Genomic DNA, 18,076 nt, shown 5'->3' on the forward strand with positions numbered 1-18,076 from the left:
CGGTACAATCCATGCTTGCATACGTCGTGCGCCGATTGCTGGTCGCGATTCCGACCATCCTTTTGCTGGTCATCGCCTCCTTCATCCTGATGCATACCGCCCCGGGCGGACCCTTCACCACCGAGCGGCCCCTGCCGCCGGAGGTCCTGGCCAACATCAATGCCCAGTACGGGCTGGACCAACCGCTGTGGAAGCAGCTTTGGGACTACCTGGCCAACATCATTCTCCATTTCGATTTCGGACCGTCCTTCGTCCGCAAGGACCGCAGCGTGAACGACATCATCGCGCATGGCTTTCCGATCTCGATGACCTACGGCATCCTGTCCTTCCTGGCGGCCTCCATCGTGGGGGTCAGCCTCGGCATCGCCGCGGCGATCCGGCACAATACCTGGCTGGACTATTTCGCCGTGTCCCTCGGCATCGCGGCCCAGGCCCTGCCGAACTTCATCATGGGGCCGATCCTGATCCTGGTCTTCACCCTGTGGCTGGGCATCCTGCCCGGCGGCGGCTGGAACGGTGGCCAGTGGCAGTACCTGATCATGCCCGTGATCGCGCTTTCGACCTCCTACATGGGGAACATCGCGCGGATCACCCGGTCCTCCATGCTCGAGATCATGAACTCCAACTTCATCCGCACCGCGCGGGCCAAGGGCCTGCCGACCCGCGCCATCATCTGGCGCCATGCGATGAAGCCGACGCTGCTGCCGGTGGTGAGCTACCTCGGCCCGGTCTTCGTCTACGTGCTGACCGGCTCGGTCTTCGTCGACCTCTACTTCTCCACCGGGGGGCTGGGGCAGAGCTACGTGAGCTCTGCGCTGACCCGTGATTACGCGGTGCTGCTTGGCGTGACGATCCTTTACGGCGCGCTGACCGTCATCGTGAACCTGCTGACCGACCTGGCCTATGCCTGGTTCGATCCGAAAATCCGGTATTGAGAGGTCTCATGTTCGGAAAATCTGAAAAGGCGGCCGAACTGGCCGCGGACATCACCGATTTCAAGGCGGTACGCGGGCGGTCCCTGCTGCGCGACGCCCTGGATCGCTTCCTGCGCAACAAGGCCGCCATGGGATCTGTTTTCGTGCTGGGCCTGGTGATCCTCTTCGTGATCTTCGGGCCGATGTTCGCCCAGTTCAGCAACGAGGAAATCGACTGGACCCGGATGGGCGACATCAAGGGCATGGGCGCGCCGTCGATCGAGACAGGTCACTACTTCGGCCTCGATGAGCTTGGCCGGGACCTCTACTCCCGGACCATCCAGGCGACGCAGACCTCGCTTCTGGTGGGGCTGATCGGCGCGGCCATGGCGCTGGTCGTGGGCACGACCTGGGGCGTGATCGCGGGCTATTTCGGCGGGCGGCTCGACAGCGTGATGATGCGTTTCGTCGACATCCTGTTGGCGATCCCGCTGACGCTGATCCTGATCCTGATCCTGGTGATCGCCGGGCGCAGCTTCGTCACCCTGTTCATCGCGCTCGGCGCGGTCAGCTGGCTGACCATGTCGCGCATCGTGCGCGGCCAGACCCTGACCCTGAAAACGCGGGAGTTCATCGAGGCCGCGCGCGCCGGGGGTGTCAGCGAGGCGGGCATCATCTTCCGCCACATCCTGCCGAACCTGATCGGCGTGGTGATCGTCTATGCGTCGCTGCTGGTGCCCGAGATGATCCTGGCCGAAAGCTTCGTCTCCTTCCTGGGGCTGGGGATTTCCGAACCCATGACCTCCCTCGGGCGGCTGATCGCCGAAGGGGCGGGGACGATGAACTACGGCACGCTGTGGCAGCTGGCCTTCCCGCTGTTCTTCTATGTCACCATCATCATCACGATGTTCTTCATCGGTGATGGCCTGCGTGACGCTCTCGACCCGAAGGATCGCTGACATGACCATTCTTTCCGTCAAGGACCTGAAGGTAAGCTTCGACACCCCCGAAGGGCCGGTCGAGGCCGTGAAGGGCGTGAGTTTCGACATTGCCGCGGGCGAATGCCTGGGCATTGTCGGTGAAAGCGGATCGGGCAAGAGCCAGAGCTTCATGGCCGCCATGGGCCTGCTGCCGGTGAACGGCCATGCAAGCGGGTCGGTCAAGCTGGACGATAACGAGATCCTGAACCTGCCGCCCGCGCGCCTGAACAAGCTGCGCGGGTCGGACCTGGGGATGATCTTCCAGGATCCGCTGACCGCCCTGACGCCCCACCTGAAAGTGGGCGAGCAGATGGCCGAAGTCCTGAAGATCCACCGGGGTCTGTCGGGCTCTGCTGCGCGCAAGCTCTGCCTTGAATGGCTGGACCGGGTGCGCATCCCGGAGGCCGCGCGGCGGCTGGACCAGTATCCGCACGAACTGTCGGGCGGTATGCGCCAGCGGGTGATGATCGCCCAGGCGATGCTGTGCGAGCCGAAGCTGTTGATCGCGGATGAGCCGACCACGGCGCTGGACGTGACCGTGCAGGCCGAGGTGCTGGACCTGATGGCGGGGCTGCAAAAGGAGCTGGGCACGGCGATTGCCCTGATCACCCACGACATGGGCGTCGTGGCGCGGATGTGCGACCGGATCAAGGTGATGCGGCTGGGCGAATTCGTGGAACAGGGCGAGATCCGGGAGATCTTTGCCAATCCGCAGCACCCCTACACGCAGCGGCTTCTGGACGCGATGCCGCGCATCGACGCCGACAAGGATGAAGCCGCCACGCGCGAACTGGGCGAGGAAATCCTGAAGGTCGATGACATCAAGGTGCATTTCCCCATCAAGCAGAAGGGTGGCCTGTTCGGTACCACCGTGCCGCTGAAGGCCGTCAACGGCGTGAGCTTTAACCTGCGTGCCGGGGAAACCCTTGGCATCGTGGGGGAATCCGGCTGTGGTAAGTCCACGCTGGCGCGCGCGGTGCTGCGCCTGATCGATCCGACGGCGGGCGATGTGAGCTGGCTGGGCACGCCGCTGACGGCGCTGGATCGTAAGTCGCTCATCAAGGAGCGGAAGGATCTGCAGATCGTTTTCCAGGATCCGCTCGCCTCTCTCGATCCGCGGATGACCATCGCGGACAGCATCGCGGAGCCGCTGAAGACCTATCGCCCGGAAATGGCAAAGAGCGAACGCCGCGAGGCTGTGCTGGCCATGATGGAACGCGTGGGTCTGGAGCCGGAGAAGTACAACCGCTATCCGCATGAGCTCTCTGGCGGGCAGAACCAGCGGGTCGGCATCGCCCGGGCGATGATCAACCGGCCCAAGCTGATCATCTGCGACGAGGCGGTTTCCGCGCTGGACGTGTCGATCCAGGCGCAGATCGTGCAGCTGCTGAAGGAGCTGCAGGCGGAGTTCGGCATGTCCATGCTGTTCATCAGCCACGACCTGTCTGTGGTGCGCGAAATCTCCGACCGGATCATGGTGCTCTACCTGGGTCGCGTGGTGGAGATGGGGCAGACGCAGGCGATCTGCGATCGTCCGATGCATCCCTATTCGCAGTCGCTGATCTCTGCCGTGCCGATCCCGGATCCGGAGGCGGAGCGCGCGCGTACGCGGATCCGGCTGCCCGGCGAACTGCCCTCGCCGCTGGATACCAAGGCGGCGCTGCGCTTCCTGCCGTCCAAGCTGGATGCGGGTCAGGTGGACTACGTGCCCCTGCTGGAAGAGGTCGAGCCCGGTCGCCTGGTGGCCGAGCACGACAGCCTGGACGTGATCCTGGCGCGCGGCGCCTGAGGCGGAGTGCCTGAACGGAAGTAGCTGACCCGGAGTAGCTGACCCCGGCCGCGCAGGTGGCCGGGGTCTTTCTGTCTGATGCACGCGCGCGCCGCGTCAGGGGCGACAGGCGCGGCCGGGCGCCCTAGGATGGCCCTTCGAGCAAGGAGGTGCCCGATGTCCGTTCCCGGTCTTTCCCCAGAAACCCTGACGACGATCCCGCTTTGGACGGCCCGTGTCGATGTCGATCCGATGGAAACCCTTGGCCCCGGGCCGCGCGGCATCCGCCACGTGGTGCCGATCACCGGTGGCAGCTTTGTGGGCGATCCCGCGGCAGGGGTCTTTGGCGTCGTGCCGTCGGGCAGGGTTCGGCCGGGCGGTTTCGACCTGCAGTGGCAGCGGCCGGACGGGGTGAAGGAGCTGGAGGCGGTCTACCACATGGAGACCGGGGATGGGGTGGTGCTGGAAATCCGCAACCGCGTGCTTCTGGATTACGACGCGGCCGGGGGATTGGCCTACGGCCGCTCCCGGATCGAGGTCATCGCGCCGGAGGGGCCGTATGACTGGCTGAACCGGCGCGTGATCGTGGGGTCCCTGCAGGGGGATCCGGAACGCCACCAGGCGGTGATCCGTGCCTGGGTGCTTTGCTGATCCCGAAGCGGGCCGCCGCCCGGTGCGGGATCCGGGGGCGGTGGGGAAGCAAGGACCGGGCCTGAAACTGCTTGCGGCTCCGGTCCGTGACCCGTGGGATCAGAGGGCGATGCGCGGGTCGGCCAGGCTTTGCGCCACCTCGACCAGGACGCCGACCAGGATGTAGCCCGCGCCGAAGACTAGGGACACGCCGAGGATCGCGGGCAGGTCCGAGGCGCCGATCGCCTGCACCATGTAGAGGCCGAGGCCGGGCCAGGCGAAGATGCGTTCGACGATGAGCAGGTTGCCGAAGAGCATGCCCATCTGCAGCGCCAGGATCGACAGCGGCGCCGAGGCGGAATTGCGCAGCCCGTGCCGGGCCACCACTGCCGGTTCCGAAAGCCCCTTGCCGCGCGCGGTGCGGATGTAGCTTTGCCGCAGCGTGTCCACCAGGGCGGCGTTGAGGCTGCGCCCGATGGCCACCGCCATGGGCAGGGCCAGCGCCAGCGCGGGCAGGATCAGGTGGCGCAGCGCGTCCAGGCTGACCTCGGGCCGGCCGGTCAGGACCCCGTCGATCAGGTTGAACCCCGTGGGGCCATGGAAGCGCCGGATCGACAGCCGCCCGGAGCCGGGCAGCCAGTCGAGCTGGAACCACACGAAGTAGACCAGCAGCAGGGAGGAGAGGAAGATCGGCACGGCGCCGAGCCCCAGGATCGACAGCCGGATCGCCCCTGCGCGGCGGAAAGCGGTCTGCGCGAAGGCCAGCGCGCCCGAGAGCAGCAGGGCGAAGACCACGGCGGTGAGGCCCAGTTCGATCGAGGCGGGGGCGTAGCGGGCGATATCCTCGGCCACCGGGGCCCTTGTGCGCGTGGAGGTGCCAAGGTCGCCATGCGCCAGCCCGGCCAGGAAGTGGCCGAAGCGGGTCAGCATCGGCTGATCCAGTCCGAGCTGGCGTCGCAGGTTCTCGATCACCTCTGGCGGGGCAGAGGGGCCGGCCATGGCGCGGGCGGGATCGGCGGGAATGATCGTCTGCAGGGCGAAGACGACGAAGGCCAGCACGAAGAGGACGGCGATCATGCCCAGCAGGCGGCGAATGAGGTAGGCTGTCATCGGGGTCTCCTGCGGTCAGGCGCCGCGCACAAGGCGCCGGGTGCCGTCGCCTGCGAGAGTGGCAAGAAGGCAGATCAGGAAGATCACCACGGCGGGCAGGATCGGCAGCCACCAGGCGGTTGTCAGGCTGTTGAGCGCGCCCGAGGTCATGGCGCCCAGTTCCGGCGCGGGCACCGGCTGGCCGAGGCCGAGGAAGGACATGGTCGACAGGATCATGATCACGTTGGCCACGTCGGTGGTGGCGGCGACCAGCATGGCCGGCAGGGCACCGGGCATCAGGTAGCGCAGGTAGAGCCGCGGGCCCCGGGCGCCGGCGATGCGGGCGGCCTCGACATGGGGGCGGGCCTTCAGGCGGCGCACCTCGTCGCGCATCACGCGGGCGTACCAGGGCCACCAGAAGATCAGCACCGCCAGCGCGGTGTTGATCAGGCTGGGGCCGAGGGCCGCGGCCACGGCGAAGGCGATCAGGGTGACGGGCAGGACGAAGAACAGGTCGGTCACGCGCTGGATCACCAGGTCGGTGATCCCGCCCGCCGCCCCGGCGATCAGGCCGATGGCGCCGCCGAAAAGCGCCCCCAGCACGATGATGCAGATTGCCGGAAGCCAGGTGTAGCTGATCCCCAGCAGCACCCGGCTGAAGAGGTCGCGGCCGATTGCATCGGTGCCCATGGGGTGGGCCGGCGAGGGAGGCAGGGTCGCGGTGGCGACGCGAAGCTGCGGGTCGTAGGGCGTCCAGAAGGGCGCCACCAGGGCGACGACGGTCAGAAGCACCAGCGCCAGCAGCGCGGCGCTTTCGAGCCAGCCCACTCGGCGCAGGGCGGCCTGCAGGCGCATCCGGCGAGAGGCTGCGGTCGAGGTTTCGGTCGGGATCTGGAAGGTCACGGGCGGTTTTCCCCTTCGCTGGCAGGCTGCGTGCCGGAGCCCCGATGGCCGGGGGGCTGGTCGAGCTGGGGCATCGCGGCGATCAGGCTGCGGGTATAGTCGGAACGGGCGGCGCGCAGCAGCGCATCGGGGGCGTCGTCGTCCACGAGCAGCCCGTCTTTCAGCACCGCGATCCGGTCGGCAACGATGCGCGCGGCGGCGAGGTCGTGGGTGACGAAGAGCATCGCCATGCCCATTTCGCGCCGCAGCCGGCCCAGCAGGTTGAGCGTGGTCGCGGCAAGGGAAACATCCATGGCGCTGATCGGTTCGTCGCAGAGAAGAAGCCGGGGCGGCACCACCACGGCGCGGGCGACAGTGGCACGCTGACACTGGCCGCCCGAAAGTTCTGCCGGCAGGGCGGAGGCCAGCGCGGGATCGAGGCCCACCCGGTCGAGGCTTTCGGCGATGCGGTCGGCGCGCTCGGACACCGGCAGGTGCAGCGGGCGCAGCCGCTCGCCGATCTGTTCGCCGATGCTGAGCCAGGGCGTCAGCGCCGCGAAGGCATCCTGGAAGATGATCTGCGGACTGTCGTCATCGCGCAGCACGCTTCCCTCATCGGGTGTCAGCAGGCCGGCGGCGATCCTGAGAAGGGTCGATTTGCCGGAGCCGGATTCGCCCACAAGCGCCACGGATTCACCTTGACCGATCCGCAGGTCGACGCCTTTCAGCACAGGTTTTGCCGCGCGTCGGCCGAGCAGGTCGGGCCGGCCGGTGGCGAAGGCGCGGGCGATGCCGGAAAGCGCCAGGGCGGGCATGTCAGCGGGTGCTGTGCGCTGCGTGGTGGCGGGGGCGGGCCAGGGCGCGCCGGCGTCGGGTGCCTTGCGGAGGGTCGTGCCGGCAAGGTGGCAGGCTGCGCGGCCCGCGTGACCCGGCGCGGGCATCAGTGCCGGCCGTGAGGCCCGGCAGATCTGTTGCGCGGCAGGGCAGCGGGGGGCGAAGGCGCAGGCCTCGCCCTGCAGCCGCGGGCCGGCAGGCAGCGTCGGAAGGGCGCGGTCACGCGGGCTGGAGAAGTCGAAGCGGGTGGCCAGCAGCCCGGCGGTATAGGGATGGGCCGGGCGCGCGATGACCTGATCCGTCGGCCCGGTTTCCGCAAGGCGCCCGCCGTAGAGCACCATGACCCGGTCCGCCAGCGTGCGGGCAACACCCAGATCGTGGGTGACGAAGAAGACCGCCGTGCCTTCGGCCCGGGCAAGATCGCGGATCAGGTCGAGGATCTGCGCCTGCACGGTAACATCCAGCGCGGTGGTCGGTTCGTCGGCGATCAGCAGCCGGGGGCGTGCCATCATCTGCATGGCGATCAGCACCCGCTGGCGCTGGCCGCCAGACAGCCGGTGCGGCAGGGAGGCGGCGATACGGCCCGGGTCGGGCAGGCCGGTGCGGGCAAGCCAGTCCTCGACGTCCGAGGCCGGGGCGGAGGGCGCGCTTTCGCGCATCTGGGCGCCGATCCGCATGGTCGGGTTCAGCGCCGTCATCGGATCCTGGGGCACCGCGCGCACGGTGCCGCGCCGCAGCCGCCGCAGCTGCGCCGGACCGGCGCCCACGACCTGGTCGTCGCCCAGCCGGATGGACCCTTCGACCTGGGGGCGCGCCTCGGCCGGCAGCAGTCCCTGGAGGGCGAGGCCCAGGGTGGACTTGCCCGAGCCGCTTTCGCCCACGACTGCAAGGATCTCCCCCGCGTGGAGGTCCAGGTCGATGCGGTCGAGGACGCGGTTGACCTCGTGGTCGCGGCTGAGCGTGACCGAAAGGCCGGAGATGTCGAGGATGCGCTCTGCCACGGGGTCAGTCATAGAAGGAGGGAGCCAGGCGGAGGGTTTCGGCCTGGTCCGGATCATGGGTGATGAAGAGGGTGGCGCCGTCGCGTTCGAGGGCCTTGAGACGGCGAAGGGAGGCGAGCGCCTCGGTGTCGTCGGAGGCGGCACCCGGCAGGATCTCCTCCTCGAAGTTGCGGCGCAGGTCGCCGACGTCGGCGGCCAGGATCACCGGGCCGGTTTCTGGCAGCTGGACCCGCAGGGACTGGTGCCCCGGGGAATGGCCGGGGGTGGCGAGGATGTCGATGCCGGGCAGTACAGGCGCGTCGCCCTCCACCAGCTGCCAGTCGAGGCCGGGCAGGTCGTAGTCGCGCGGGAAGCAGGCGGCTGGCGCGGGGGAGGCAAGGCCGTGATCGTATTCGCGCCGCGACAGCCAGATGCGGGCATGGGTGAGCTTCTTGAGGTGGCCGGTGTGATCGGCATGCAGGTGCGACAGGACCACCATGGAGATATCTTCGAAGCCGATGCCGATGGCGGCAAGCTGGGCGCCCAGTTCGTGTTCCGCGCGCACCAGCGGCGGCGGGTTCCACCCGGTATCGAGGAAGAGTTCCTTCAGCGCGTCGGGATCCCGCAGGTGCGCCTCGTCCAGGCCGGTGTCGAAGAGCAGCCAGCCTTCGGTCGTGTCGACCAGGTAGCAGGTGATCGGCACGGCGATGATGAAGCGGCGGTCCATGCCGCGCAGGGACACGGACTTGGGGATGATCTCGTATCCGCAATGGCAGATGTAGAGGCGGCGGGCTGCGGTCACGGTGCTGTTCCTCGGATCGGGTGGCGCGACCTGGGGGCGGATCGCGAAGGGGGGCCGTGCCCCATTGCTCTTCCCGCGCCGAAGGGCGCGGGATGGCTGGTCTGCAATCGGCGCGCCGGGTCAGTCTTCCCAGCGGACGGTGCCGAAGTCGATGTTGCCCGGCGGCACGACCGGGCGCAGGCCGAGGTCAACCAGCCCCTCGGGGTGGACGACCACATCCTGCACGTCGGCCAGCGGGATGAAATAGCCGCTGTCGAACCAGAGCTGGCCAGCCTTTTCATAGAGCGCGTCGCGGGCGGCCACATCGGTTTCCTGCGCGGCCTCGGTCGCGATGGCATCGGCTTCGGGCACCGAGGCGCCCAGCAGGTTCAGCACCGATCCGGTGGCATAGAAGACATCGGCCTGGGTCGCGGGGTGACCCGCATCTGGGCTGAGCTTCGACAGGACGATGTCGGGCGCGTTGTCGAGATCCTTCTTCAGCCCGTAGACGGCCCCCGGTGGCAGGGTGGAGGCGGTGGCGGTCACGCCGATCTGCGCCAGCTGGGCGATCATCAGCTCGGCCGCCGGGCCGACGTTGGCGGCTTCGACCGCGGAGTAGGCGATCGTCAGTTCCAGCCCGCCGGCCGCTTCGACCGCCGCCTTGGCCGCCGCCATGTCGGTTGGGAAGGTGATGGGCGTCGCGGGATCCAGCATCGCCACCGGGTAGAGGGACTCCGCCGGGGTGGCATAGCCGTGGAAGACGTCATCGACCCAGAGCGCGGGGTTGATCGCCGTCAGTACCGCATCGCGCAGGGCCGGGTCGTCCAGCGCGGAGCCCGGTTTCACGAAGGCGTCGAGCAGCGACATGGCGGGCGAGGCGGTGGCCACGAGGCCCGCAGGCAGCGCGCCCAGCTGATCCCAGGGGTAGGAGGTCGGCACGGCGTCGATCTGGCCAGCCTGGAGCTGCAGGATCTGCTGGCCGATCTCGGGGATGACGGGCAGGTCGATCGTCTGGAAATGGGGGGCATCGCCATAGTAGCCATCGAACCGGGTCAGCACGTAGTCCTGGCCCCGGTTGAACTCGGCCAGTTCGAACGGGCCGGTGCCATCGGCGTGTTCGATGAACCAGTCGGGGTCGTCGCCGTGCTGGGCGATCGCCTCGGGGCTGATGACCTTGGGCCCCCAGGGGCTGGCCAGCGTATCCAGGAAGGAGGGCTGGGGCGACTTCAGCGTGATCACCAGCGTGTCGGCATCCGGTGCGGAGAGGCTGTCGACGTTGGCCAGGAAGTAGGACAGCATCATGTCCGGGCCCATGCGCCGTTCGAAGGAGGTGATGACCGCCTGGGCGTCGAAGGGGGTGCCGTCGTGGAAGGTGGCGCCATCGACCAGGTCGAAGGTGTAGCTGAGCCCGTCGTCGGAGACCTGCCAGGAACTGGCGAGGGAGCCCGTCAGCTTGTTGGTGCCGGGGACGTATTCGACGAGGCCTTCATAGACGTTGTAGAGCGCCGAGAGCGCACCGACGAGGAAGGCATTGTCCGGATCGAAGGAGGAGATGTCCGACAGGTAGGGCACGATCAGCGTGTCCTGTTCCTGTGCGGAAGCAGTCAGCGGCAGGGCGATGAGCGCGGTGCTGCAGGCCAGCGCGGTGAGGCGGGTCCTGGCGCGGCTGCGCGGGCTGTTGGGGGCGCGGGCGGCGTCCCGGGGGCGTCTGGTTGGGGTCATTGAAGTCTCCTGTTGGTGTTCTTTTCTTGCTTCTTCATTCATCGAGCAATGCGAGCCGGTCGCCCGGTCGCAGCGGCTGGCCGGAGGCGAGCGGCAGCTCGCGCACGCGGCCGGGGCCGGGGGCGGGCACCGGGATCTCCATCTTCATGGATTCCACGATGGCGACGGGCTGACCCGCCGCGACCAGGTCGCCGGGGGCGACGAGGTATTTCCAGAGGCTGCCCGGAACCGGGCTTTCCACCGCGCGGCACCCCGCCGGCAGGGTGTCGGGCACCATCGGGGCAGGTTCCTCGAAGCTGAAGCTGTCCAGCCCCTCGGCCTTCCAGCGCTCGCGCTCCGCCACGAAGGCGGATTGCTGGCGGGTCTTGAAGGCGGTGATGCCATCCTGTGCGGCGGCAAGGCGCGCGCGGTGCGCGGCAAAGTCGAACTCCGTCTCTTCGATGTGCAGCGGATAGGCCCCGTGGGGGAAGGCCGCGCGGGCCTCGGCCAGTTCATCGGCGGAGACGGGGAAGAAGCGGACCTGGTCGAAGAAATCGAGCAGCCAGGGTTCGCCGTCGGGCTTGCCCTGGATCGGCCGCCAGGAGTTCCAGACCTGCACGGTGCGCCCGAAGAGCTGATAACCGCCGGGCCCTTCCATGCCGTAGATGCACATGTAGGCGCCGCCGATGCCGACGGCGTTTTCCGGCGTCCAGGTGCGCGCCGGGTTGTACTTGGTCGTGACCAGCCGGTGGCGTGGATCAAGCGGCGTGGCGACAGGCGCGCCAAGGTAGACATCGCCCAGGCCCATCACCAGATAGGAGGCGTCGAAGATGATCCGGCGCACCGCGTCCTCGTCCTCCAGCCCGTTGATACGGCGGATGAATTCGATGTTGGACGGGCACCAGGGTGCGTTCGGGCGCACCAGTTCCTGGTACTTGCGCATGGCCAGTTCGGCCTGCGGGTCGTTCCACGACAGCGGCAGGTGCAGGATGCGGGAGGGCACGCGGACGTCATCGACGGCGGGCAGCGAGGCCTCGACCTCGGCCAGCAGGGCCAGGAGGCGGGGGCGAGACAGGCGGGTGCCGTCGTAGTGGATCTGCAGCGAGCGGATGCCGGGGGTCATGTCGATGAGCCCGGGAACGCGCGCCTCTGCCAGGGCCTGGCGCAGCAGGTGGATGCGCAGCCGCAGCCCGATGTCGAGGCGCATGTCGCCGTATTCCACCAGCAGGTTGTCGTCACCCTGCCGCCGGTAGGTGACGGCCACAGGCCCGTCATCAGAACGCCCGAGGATCGGTGAGCCTGCGTCCGGCGCGGCACGGATGACGGCAGGAGCGGGGAGCGCCGCCAGGGGCGAAGCCGGCACGGGCGTGTCCTCGGGGCGGGCCAGGGCGTGGAAGCGGATGCGGTCGCCCGCGCGCATCTGGCCGATCTTCCAGAGCTCGTCGCGGGCGATGACGACGGGGCAGACGAAGCCGCCCAGGCTGGGGCCGTCGGGGCCCAGGATCACCGGCATGTCGCCGGTGAAATCCACCGCGCCCACGGCATAGGCGTTGTCGTGCAGGTTGGAGGGGTGCAGCCCCGCCTCTCCGCCATCGGTACGGGCCCATTTCGGCGCAGGGCCGATCAGCCTCACGCCGGTGCGGTCGGAGTTGTAGTGCACTTCCCAGATGGTGGAGAAGAAGGTTTCCATGTCCTCGGGCAGGAAGAAGTCCGGCGCGCCATGGGGCCCGTAGAGGACGCCAACCTGCCAGTCGGAGGTCAGCGGAACGGGCGCTTCTGCCTGCTCGTCGCCGGTGGTGCCGGAAGCTGCGGCGGTGCCGATGCGCAGCACCTCTCCCGCCTGCAGCACGCCGGTGGCGGGACCGCCGAAGTGGCCCAGCCCGAAGGTCGCGCGGGAGCCGAGGAAAACTGGCGCCTCGATCCCGCCCTGCACCGCGAGGTAGGCGCGCTGACCCGGGCCGCTGGCCGCGCCGATGGTCAGCACCTGGCCGGGTGCGACCCTGACCGGCGCATCATGGGGCACCGGGGTACCGTCCAGCGCCATCGCCATGGCGGCGCCGCAAAGCGCGATGGTGGTGGCCGAGGCAAAGCGCAGGGTGGGGCCGGTCAGCGTGATCTCCAGCGCGGCGGTGTCGGGGGCGTTGCCGGCCAGCATGTTGGCCCGGCGCAGACTGCGCGGGTCCATTGGCCCCGAGGGCGGCACGCCGACGTGCCACAGGCCCAGCCGGCCGGGCAGGTCCTGGACACTGGATTGCGCCCCGGGAGAGAGCACGTCGATCACCGGGCTTTCGAGCTGCAGGCCGTCCAGCGCCCGGGTGGAGACCTCCCCCGCGGCGAAGAGGTCGCTGTCGGCGATGGTGGCGAGGTAGGCGCGGTTCGTTTCGATGCCGAAAAGGCGGGTGGCTTGGAGCGCGCGAAGCAGCTTGCCGCGCGCCTCCTCCCGCGTGGCGCCGTGAACGATCAGCTTGGCCAGCATCGGGTCGTAATGGGCGGTGACCTCTGTCCCGGTGGCGATCCAGCCGTCGGTGCGGACATCGGGGGGGAAGGAGACCTCTGTCAGGCGCCCGGCGGAGGGGCGGAAGTCCGCGTGCGGTGCCTCGGCGTAGATCCGGGCCTCGATTGCGGCACCTTCGGGCGTGAGCCTGGCAAGCCCGTCCAGCGTGGGTTCGCCGGCGGCCTGGCGGATCATCAGCTCTACCAGGTCGATGCCGTAGACGGCTTCGGTCACCGGGTGTTCGACCTGCAGGCGGGTGTTGACCTCGAGGAAGGAAAAGGCGTCGCGGGCGGCGTCATAGATGAATTCCACCGTGCCGGCGGAGGCATAGGAGACGGAGCGGCCGAGCGCCACCGCGGCGGCATGCAGCGCGCGGCGGGTGGGTTCGGGCAGGTTGGGCGCGGGGGCTTCCTCTATCACCTTCTGGTGTCGCCGCTGCAGCGAGCAGTCGCGTTCACCGAGCGCGACCACCCCGCCCGCGCCGTCGCCGAAGATCTGCACTTCGACGTGGCGGGCGGTGGCGACATAGCGTTCCAGGAAGACGCGGGCATCGCCGAAGCTGGCCTGCGCCGTGCGCCGGACGGAGGCGAAGGCGGCGCGCAGGGCCTGGGCGTCGTGGCACAGCGTCATGCCGATGCCGCCGCCACCGGCGGAGGATTTCAGCATCACCGGGTAGCCCAGGTCGGCGGCGGCGTGCAGGGCCTCTGCCTCGTCCTCCAGCACGCCGGTGCCGGGCAGCAGCGGCACGCCGGCCCGGGTGGCCAGTTCGCGCGCGCGGTGCTTGAGGCCGAAGTCTTCGAGGTGTTCGGGACGGGGGCCGATGAAGGCGATGCCGCGATCCTGCAGGGCGCGGGCGAAGGCGGCGTTTTCCGACAGGAAGCCGTAGCCCGGGTGCACGGCATCGGCGCCGGTCTCGATCGCCGCCGCGATCACCGCCTCAGCATCGAGGTAGCTTTCGGCAGCCGGCGCCGGGCCCAGGCGCCGGGCTTCGCCGGCCTGCAGCACATGCGGCGCGAAACGGTCGGCGTCGGAGTAGACCGCGACCGAGGCGATGCCCATGTGGTCGAGGGTGCGCAGGATGCGCAGCGCGATCTCTCCGCGGTTGGCCACGAGGATCTTCTGGAACATGTCTAGCCCTTCCGTCTGGTCCGGAAGGGGGATCGGGACCGGCGGTCCGTCACCGGCCCAGCCGGATCATGGACCGGGTCGTCCCGGCGATGGCCCTGGAAGTGACCGGGTCGTCCCGGTCGGGCGTCCGGACCGGTGCACCGGTCCGCGGCAGGCGGGGGTGTCCCCGCTGCCCTCTCGATTTCCTTTTAGACCGTCCCGCCATAGGGGGCGAGTGCGGCCGGGTTTCGATGCGGTGGCCCGGGTGGGCGGGCCACCGCCATTGGTCAAATTGCAGGCAGCGCACGCCCGGGATCGGTCAGCGCGCGGCCGTGGCCATCGGCGGTCATTCGGCCGCGGCCATATAGGCGCGCCAGCCGCCGTGGGCGGTGATGTCGTTGGCACCGGCAAGGCCGCCGGTTTCACAGATGAAGCCCGTCACCTCGGTCCCATCGTCCAACGCCACCCGACCAAGGCCGAGCGGGGCCGGGATGGCGCAGGCAAAGCTGGCGAAGGCGGCGGGGGAGAGCGACCAGAGCTCCAGCGCGATTGCACTTCCGTCCGTGGCGGTGCGTTCCAGCGCTGGACGGGGCGTCGGCCCGCCGGGCAACAGGTGCAGCCGGTAAGCCGGTGCAGTCTGCGCGGGTCCGATCAGGCGGCCGCCACGCTCCGTCAGCTGGTGGTTCAGCGCCATGCCGGACAGGTGGGCGCCGACCACGGCAAGGGTGATCGCGTCGTCCGGGTCTGTGCTATCCTCGGGCAGGGGCGCGGGCACCAGGGTGCCCTCGGGACCGCTGCCGCTGCCGGCGGCGCGGTGCATGGCGTCGGCGAAGGGCGCCAGCGCGTCATCGCTGTCCTGGGGGCCGACAAGCGTCACGCCGAAGGGCAGGCCTTCGTTGGTGAAACCGCCCGGCACCGCGATCGCGGCATAGCCCAGCAGGTTCGCGAAGTTGGTGTATTCGCCGAAGCGCGAGTTCAGCGCCACCGGATCGGCGCGCATCGCCTCGAGCGTGGCGATGTCGGCGGAGGTGGGCAGCAGCAGCACGTCGCACTTGGCCCATTCGTCATAGGAGCGCTGGCGCAGCGCTTCGAGCTTGTAGCGCCCTTCGAAGGCATCGACCGCGCTGTAGCGGGCAGCGCCACCGATGATGGCGCGGACGGTGGGATCCATCTCCTCGGCGTGCTCGGCAAAGAAGTCCTTGATCGCGGCCAGCCGCTCGGCCACCCAGGGGCCTTCGTAGAGCAGGCGGGCGGCCTCCCGGAAGGGGGCATAGTCGAATTCCACAACCTCGGCGCCCAGTGCCGCGGCACGCTCCACCGCTTGTTCGTAGAGCGCGGCATAGGCCGTGTTGCCGAAGAACTGCCGGTCCTTGGCAGCCAGCACGCCGACGCGAAGGCCGGGTTCGGCGCGGGTGAAATCGGGCAGCGACGTACGGCCGAAGTGGCGGGAGAAGGGATCGCCCGCGTCATGCCCTTCGGCGATGCGGCGGACGGTGATCCCGTCGGCCACGGAGGCGGCGAACATGGTGATCACGTCGACGCTGGCCACCGCCGGAACCGACCCGGTGGAGGGCACCCGACCCGGGCTGGCCTTGACGCCCACCAGGTTGTTGAAGGCCGCCGGCACGCGCCCCGAGCCTGCGGTATCGGTGCCGAGCGCGAAGCTGCACAGCCCGCGCGCCGTGGCCACGCCCGAGCCGGAGGAGGATCCGCCCGAGACATAGCGCGTATCGAAGACGCAGCGCGGCGCGCCGTGGGGCGAGCGGGAACCGTTCAGCCCGGTGGCGAACTGATCCAGGTTGGTCTTGCCGATCACCAGTGCACCGGCCGCGCGCAGCCGGGCGACGATGGTGGCGTCAGCTGCCGGGTCGTAGGCATAGGCGGGGCAGGCGGCAGAGGTCGGCAGCCCGGCCACGTCGATATTGTCCTTCACCGCGAAGGGGATCCCCCAGAGCGGCAGGGAATTCGCCTGCGGAGCGCGTTGCATCAGCGCGCGGGCTTCGTCGCGCAGCATGGCGGCGGGCGTTGCGGTGATGAAGATGGCAGGGTCTTCAGCCACAGCAGCCTCGATCCGTTCCAGCAGCGCATCGACGACCTGCAGCGGCGTGGTGCCCGCAGCATAGAGCGCTTGCATGCGCGCCAGGTCGAGCATCGGGGGCAGAACCGTCATGCGTTGGCCCCTTCGCGATCGAAGATTTGCACGCCGACGGGGGTCGGGTTGAAGCCGTTGCAGGGGTTGTTGATCTGCGGGCAGTTGGAGATGATGCAAAGCACGTCCATCTTCGCCTCCAGCTCCACCGTGGCACCGGGAGCGGAGATGCCGTCGTCGATCAGCAGGTCGCCTTCGCAGGTGATCGGCACGTTCATGAAGAAGTTGATGTTGGGTACGATGTCGCGCTTGGACATGCCCCACTTGTCGGCCTCCGCCACGAAGTTTTCCCGGCAGGAATGTTCAAAGCGGGTGTGCTGGCCGAAGCGTACGGTGTTGCTTTCGCAGGAGCAGGCCCCGGCGGAGGTGTCATGGCGCCCGCAGGTGTCATGGGTCACGGTCAGCATCACGCGACCAAGGTTCGACATGATGTCGGTCCCGGTGGTGATGTAGGCGCGGCCCTGGGACAGCAGTGTGTCCTGGGCGGAATAGCGTTCGGAGGTGTCCTCGGCGGCGTAGAAGAGCGTGTCCACGGCCTGCTGGCCGAACTGGTCGACGATCCGCAGGGTCTGGCCCTTGCGGATGATGCCGGACCAGGGGTGACGCGCCGGGATCGTGTGATCAAGGACGAGAGCGGCGCGGGTGGTGTCGATCGGGCTGTTCACAGCTGGCTCCTGTAGCTGTCGGTATTCTCGAAACCTCGGCGGGCCTCGTCTGTGGCGGTGCGGCTGAAATCGTCATCTGCCAGGGGCAGTGCAGGCAGGAGCGCCACCTCGATCGGTTCGCCCTGCGCAGTGTCGGCGGGGTCGAGCGGATGCGGGCAGGCGGAAACGGCGATGCGCAGGTCCATCTCGGCCCGCAGTTCGACGAAGTCGCCGGGCTTCTTGGGCGTGGCGTCATAGGCCATGGTCCCGTCCTCACGCACCGAGACGGGCGCGAAGAAGGTCACCAGCGGCGGGACGTCGCGGCGCTGGAGCCCGATCTTGGACGCCGCCAGCAGCATGTTCGTACGGGTGTCGCGCATGTCGGGGCCGGAGTTGCCGAAGCGTGCGGTGACGCTCTGCGGGGTCGAGCCGCCGACCAGCATGTCGTGATGGCCGAGGCTGTCTTCAGTAATCGACAGCAGCACGCGCCCCATGTCGGAGAACAGCAGGCGGCCCCGGCGCAGCTCTGTCGTCCATTGCAGTTTCACGCTGTCGGCGTGGTTGAGCCGCTCGCTGGTGTCATGGGCGTTCCAGGCAAGCAGCGCCGCCGCGCCGCGCCCCGTGGGGTCACACAGCCGAAGCCTCTGGCCGAATTTCATCGAATAGGTGGCGTAGGAGGAGCCGGGGATCGTTTCGGACAGCAGGGCGTCTGCCGGGGGCGGCGTGATCGGCGACAGCGGAGGCAGCTTCAGCGGGGATTGTCCCGTTCCGGCCGCCTTCAGCTCTTCGTAGCGCTGCTTGTTCCGGGCGATCTGGGCTTCGGGCTGGGTCATGGTGTGGTCTTCAATCTGGTCAGCATGCCGGATGAGCCGGCCCGTTTTGCCTATTGCATACAATCTTGCATGCGCAATGGTGATATGGCAGTTTCTGCAAGTCCGGGTGGGGTGACCTTTCGAAGGGCTCAAATTTGCGGCAGCTGGTGGCGCGGCACTCCGGCGTGACCGGCGGCGGCCGCAGCTAAATGAGGGAGGCGGCGTGCCCTCGGGACAATTGCGCCCCAACATGGCAGCATACCGCGCCGAGGCTTGTTGAAGTGTCGCACTGGCTGACCCAATGGCGGCTG

The 18,076-nt window shown here is 68.7% G+C and carries 13 protein-coding genes; 4 read left to right on the forward strand and 9 right to left on the reverse strand.

Annotated features, from left to right (window positions below):
* The first annotated feature begins 11 nt into the window (after positions 1–11).
* The 4 genes from oppB to AC2IR1_RS10735 all read left to right on the forward strand — a co-directional run bounded on the left by oppB (position 12) and on the right by AC2IR1_RS10735 (position 4,313).
* Positions 12–935, forward strand: a complete 924-nt coding sequence (gene oppB, locus AC2IR1_RS10720; RefSeq protein WP_486476268.1) for an oligopeptide ABC transporter permease OppB — start codon at positions 12–14, stop codon at positions 933–935.
* Between the two features lie 8 nt (positions 936–943).
* A complete protein-coding gene (locus tag AC2IR1_RS10725; protein ID WP_486476269.1) occupies positions 944–1,873 on the forward strand; it encodes an ABC transporter permease subunit in 930 nt (309 codons plus the stop codon).
* A gap of 1 nt (position 1,874) precedes the next feature.
* A complete protein-coding gene (locus AC2IR1_RS10730) occupies positions 1,875–3,683 on the forward strand; it encodes an ABC transporter ATP-binding protein (protein ID WP_486476270.1) in 1,809 nt (602 codons plus the stop codon).
* Between the two features lie 156 nt (positions 3,684–3,839).
* The gene (locus AC2IR1_RS10735) at positions 3,840–4,313 is read left to right on the forward strand and encodes a DUF3237 domain-containing protein (protein ID WP_486476271.1); all 474 of its coding nucleotides are present in this window, start codon (positions 3,840–3,842) and stop codon (positions 4,311–4,313) included.
* Positions 4,314–4,412: 99 nt separating this feature from the next.
* On the opposite strand, the gene AC2IR1_RS10740 is transcribed toward AC2IR1_RS10735, so the two are convergent.
* The 9 genes from AC2IR1_RS10740 to AC2IR1_RS10780 form a co-directional block, all read right to left on the reverse strand.
* Positions 4,413–5,402, reverse strand: a complete 990-nt coding sequence (locus AC2IR1_RS10740) for an ABC transporter permease (protein WP_486476272.1) — start codon at positions 5,400–5,402, stop codon at positions 4,413–4,415.
* Between the two features lie 15 nt (positions 5,403–5,417).
* On the reverse strand, positions 5,418–6,284 hold the full coding sequence (locus tag AC2IR1_RS10745) for an ABC transporter permease (RefSeq protein WP_486476273.1): 867 nt from the start codon (positions 6,282–6,284) through the stop codon (positions 5,418–5,420).
* Complete coding sequence (locus AC2IR1_RS10750; protein WP_486476274.1) at positions 6,281–8,098, reverse strand: oligopeptide/dipeptide ABC transporter ATP-binding protein; 1,818 nt, start codon at positions 8,096–8,098, stop codon at positions 6,281–6,283. The genes AC2IR1_RS10745 and AC2IR1_RS10750 overlap by 4 nt, the downstream gene beginning before the upstream one ends.
* 4 nt (positions 8,099–8,102) lie before the next feature.
* The gene (locus tag AC2IR1_RS10755; RefSeq protein ID WP_486476275.1) at positions 8,103–8,879 is read right to left on the reverse strand and encodes an N-acyl homoserine lactonase family protein; all 777 of its coding nucleotides are present in this window, start codon (positions 8,877–8,879) and stop codon (positions 8,103–8,105) included.
* Positions 8,880–8,999: 120 nt separating this feature from the next.
* Entirely contained in the window at positions 9,000–10,580 is a 1,581-nt protein-coding gene (locus AC2IR1_RS10760; RefSeq protein ID WP_486476276.1) for an ABC transporter substrate-binding protein, read from the reverse strand.
* 34 nt (positions 10,581–10,614) lie between these two features.
* Positions 10,615–14,181, reverse strand: coding sequence for an urea carboxylase (uca, locus tag AC2IR1_RS10765; RefSeq protein WP_486476277.1), 3,567 nt, complete (start codon positions 14,179–14,181; stop codon positions 10,615–10,617).
* Positions 14,182–14,506: 325 nt separating this feature from the next.
* Positions 14,507–16,330 carry an allophanate hydrolase gene (gene atzF / locus AC2IR1_RS10770; protein WP_486476278.1) on the reverse strand — a complete coding sequence of 608 codons (1,824 nt, stop codon included), beginning with the start codon at positions 16,328–16,330 and terminating at the stop codon, positions 14,507–14,509.
* Positions 16,327–16,974, reverse strand: coding sequence for an urea amidolyase associated protein UAAP2 (locus AC2IR1_RS10775; RefSeq protein ID WP_486476279.1), 648 nt, complete (start codon positions 16,972–16,974; stop codon positions 16,327–16,329). Before AC2IR1_RS10775 ends, atzF begins: the two co-directional genes overlap by 4 nt.
* Positions 16,971–17,786: an urea amidolyase associated protein UAAP1 gene (locus AC2IR1_RS10780; RefSeq protein ID WP_486476280.1), complete on the reverse strand. Its 816-nt coding sequence runs from the start codon at positions 17,784–17,786 to the stop codon at positions 16,971–16,973. The genes AC2IR1_RS10775 and AC2IR1_RS10780 overlap by 4 nt, the downstream gene beginning before the upstream one ends.
* Between the last annotated feature and the right edge of the window lie 290 nt (positions 17,787–18,076).

It is taken from the genome of Pseudooceanicola sp. NS-SX8, assembly GCF_057380755.1.

Coding starts and splice junctions, on each gene's coding strand:
- oppB (WP_486476268.1), top strand. CDS start 12: ATGCTTGCATACGTCGTGCGCCGATTGCTGGTCGCGATTCCGACCATC.
- AC2IR1_RS10725 (WP_486476269.1), top strand. CDS start 944: ATGTTCGGAAAATCTGAAAAGGCGGCCGAACTGGCCGCGGACATCACC.
- AC2IR1_RS10730 (WP_486476270.1), top strand. CDS start 1,875: ATGACCATTCTTTCCGTCAAGGACCTGAAGGTAAGCTTCGACACCCCC.
- AC2IR1_RS10735 (WP_486476271.1), top strand. CDS start 3,840: ATGTCCGTTCCCGGTCTTTCCCCAGAAACCCTGACGACGATCCCGCTT.
- AC2IR1_RS10740 (WP_486476272.1), bottom strand. CDS start 5,402: ATGACAGCCTACCTCATTCGCCGCCTGCTGGGCATGATCGCCGTCCTC.
- AC2IR1_RS10760 (WP_486476276.1), bottom strand. CDS start 10,580: ATGACCCCAACCAGACGCCCCCGGGACGCCGCCCGCGCCCCCAACAGC.
- uca (WP_486476277.1), bottom strand. CDS start 14,181: ATGTTCCAGAAGATCCTCGTGGCCAACCGCGGAGAGATCGCGCTGCGC.
- atzF (WP_486476278.1), bottom strand. CDS start 16,330: ATGACGGTTCTGCCCCCGATGCTCGACCTGGCGCGCATGCAAGCGCTC.
- AC2IR1_RS10780 (WP_486476280.1), bottom strand. CDS start 17,786: ATGACCCAGCCCGAAGCCCAGATCGCCCGGAACAAGCAGCGCTACGAA.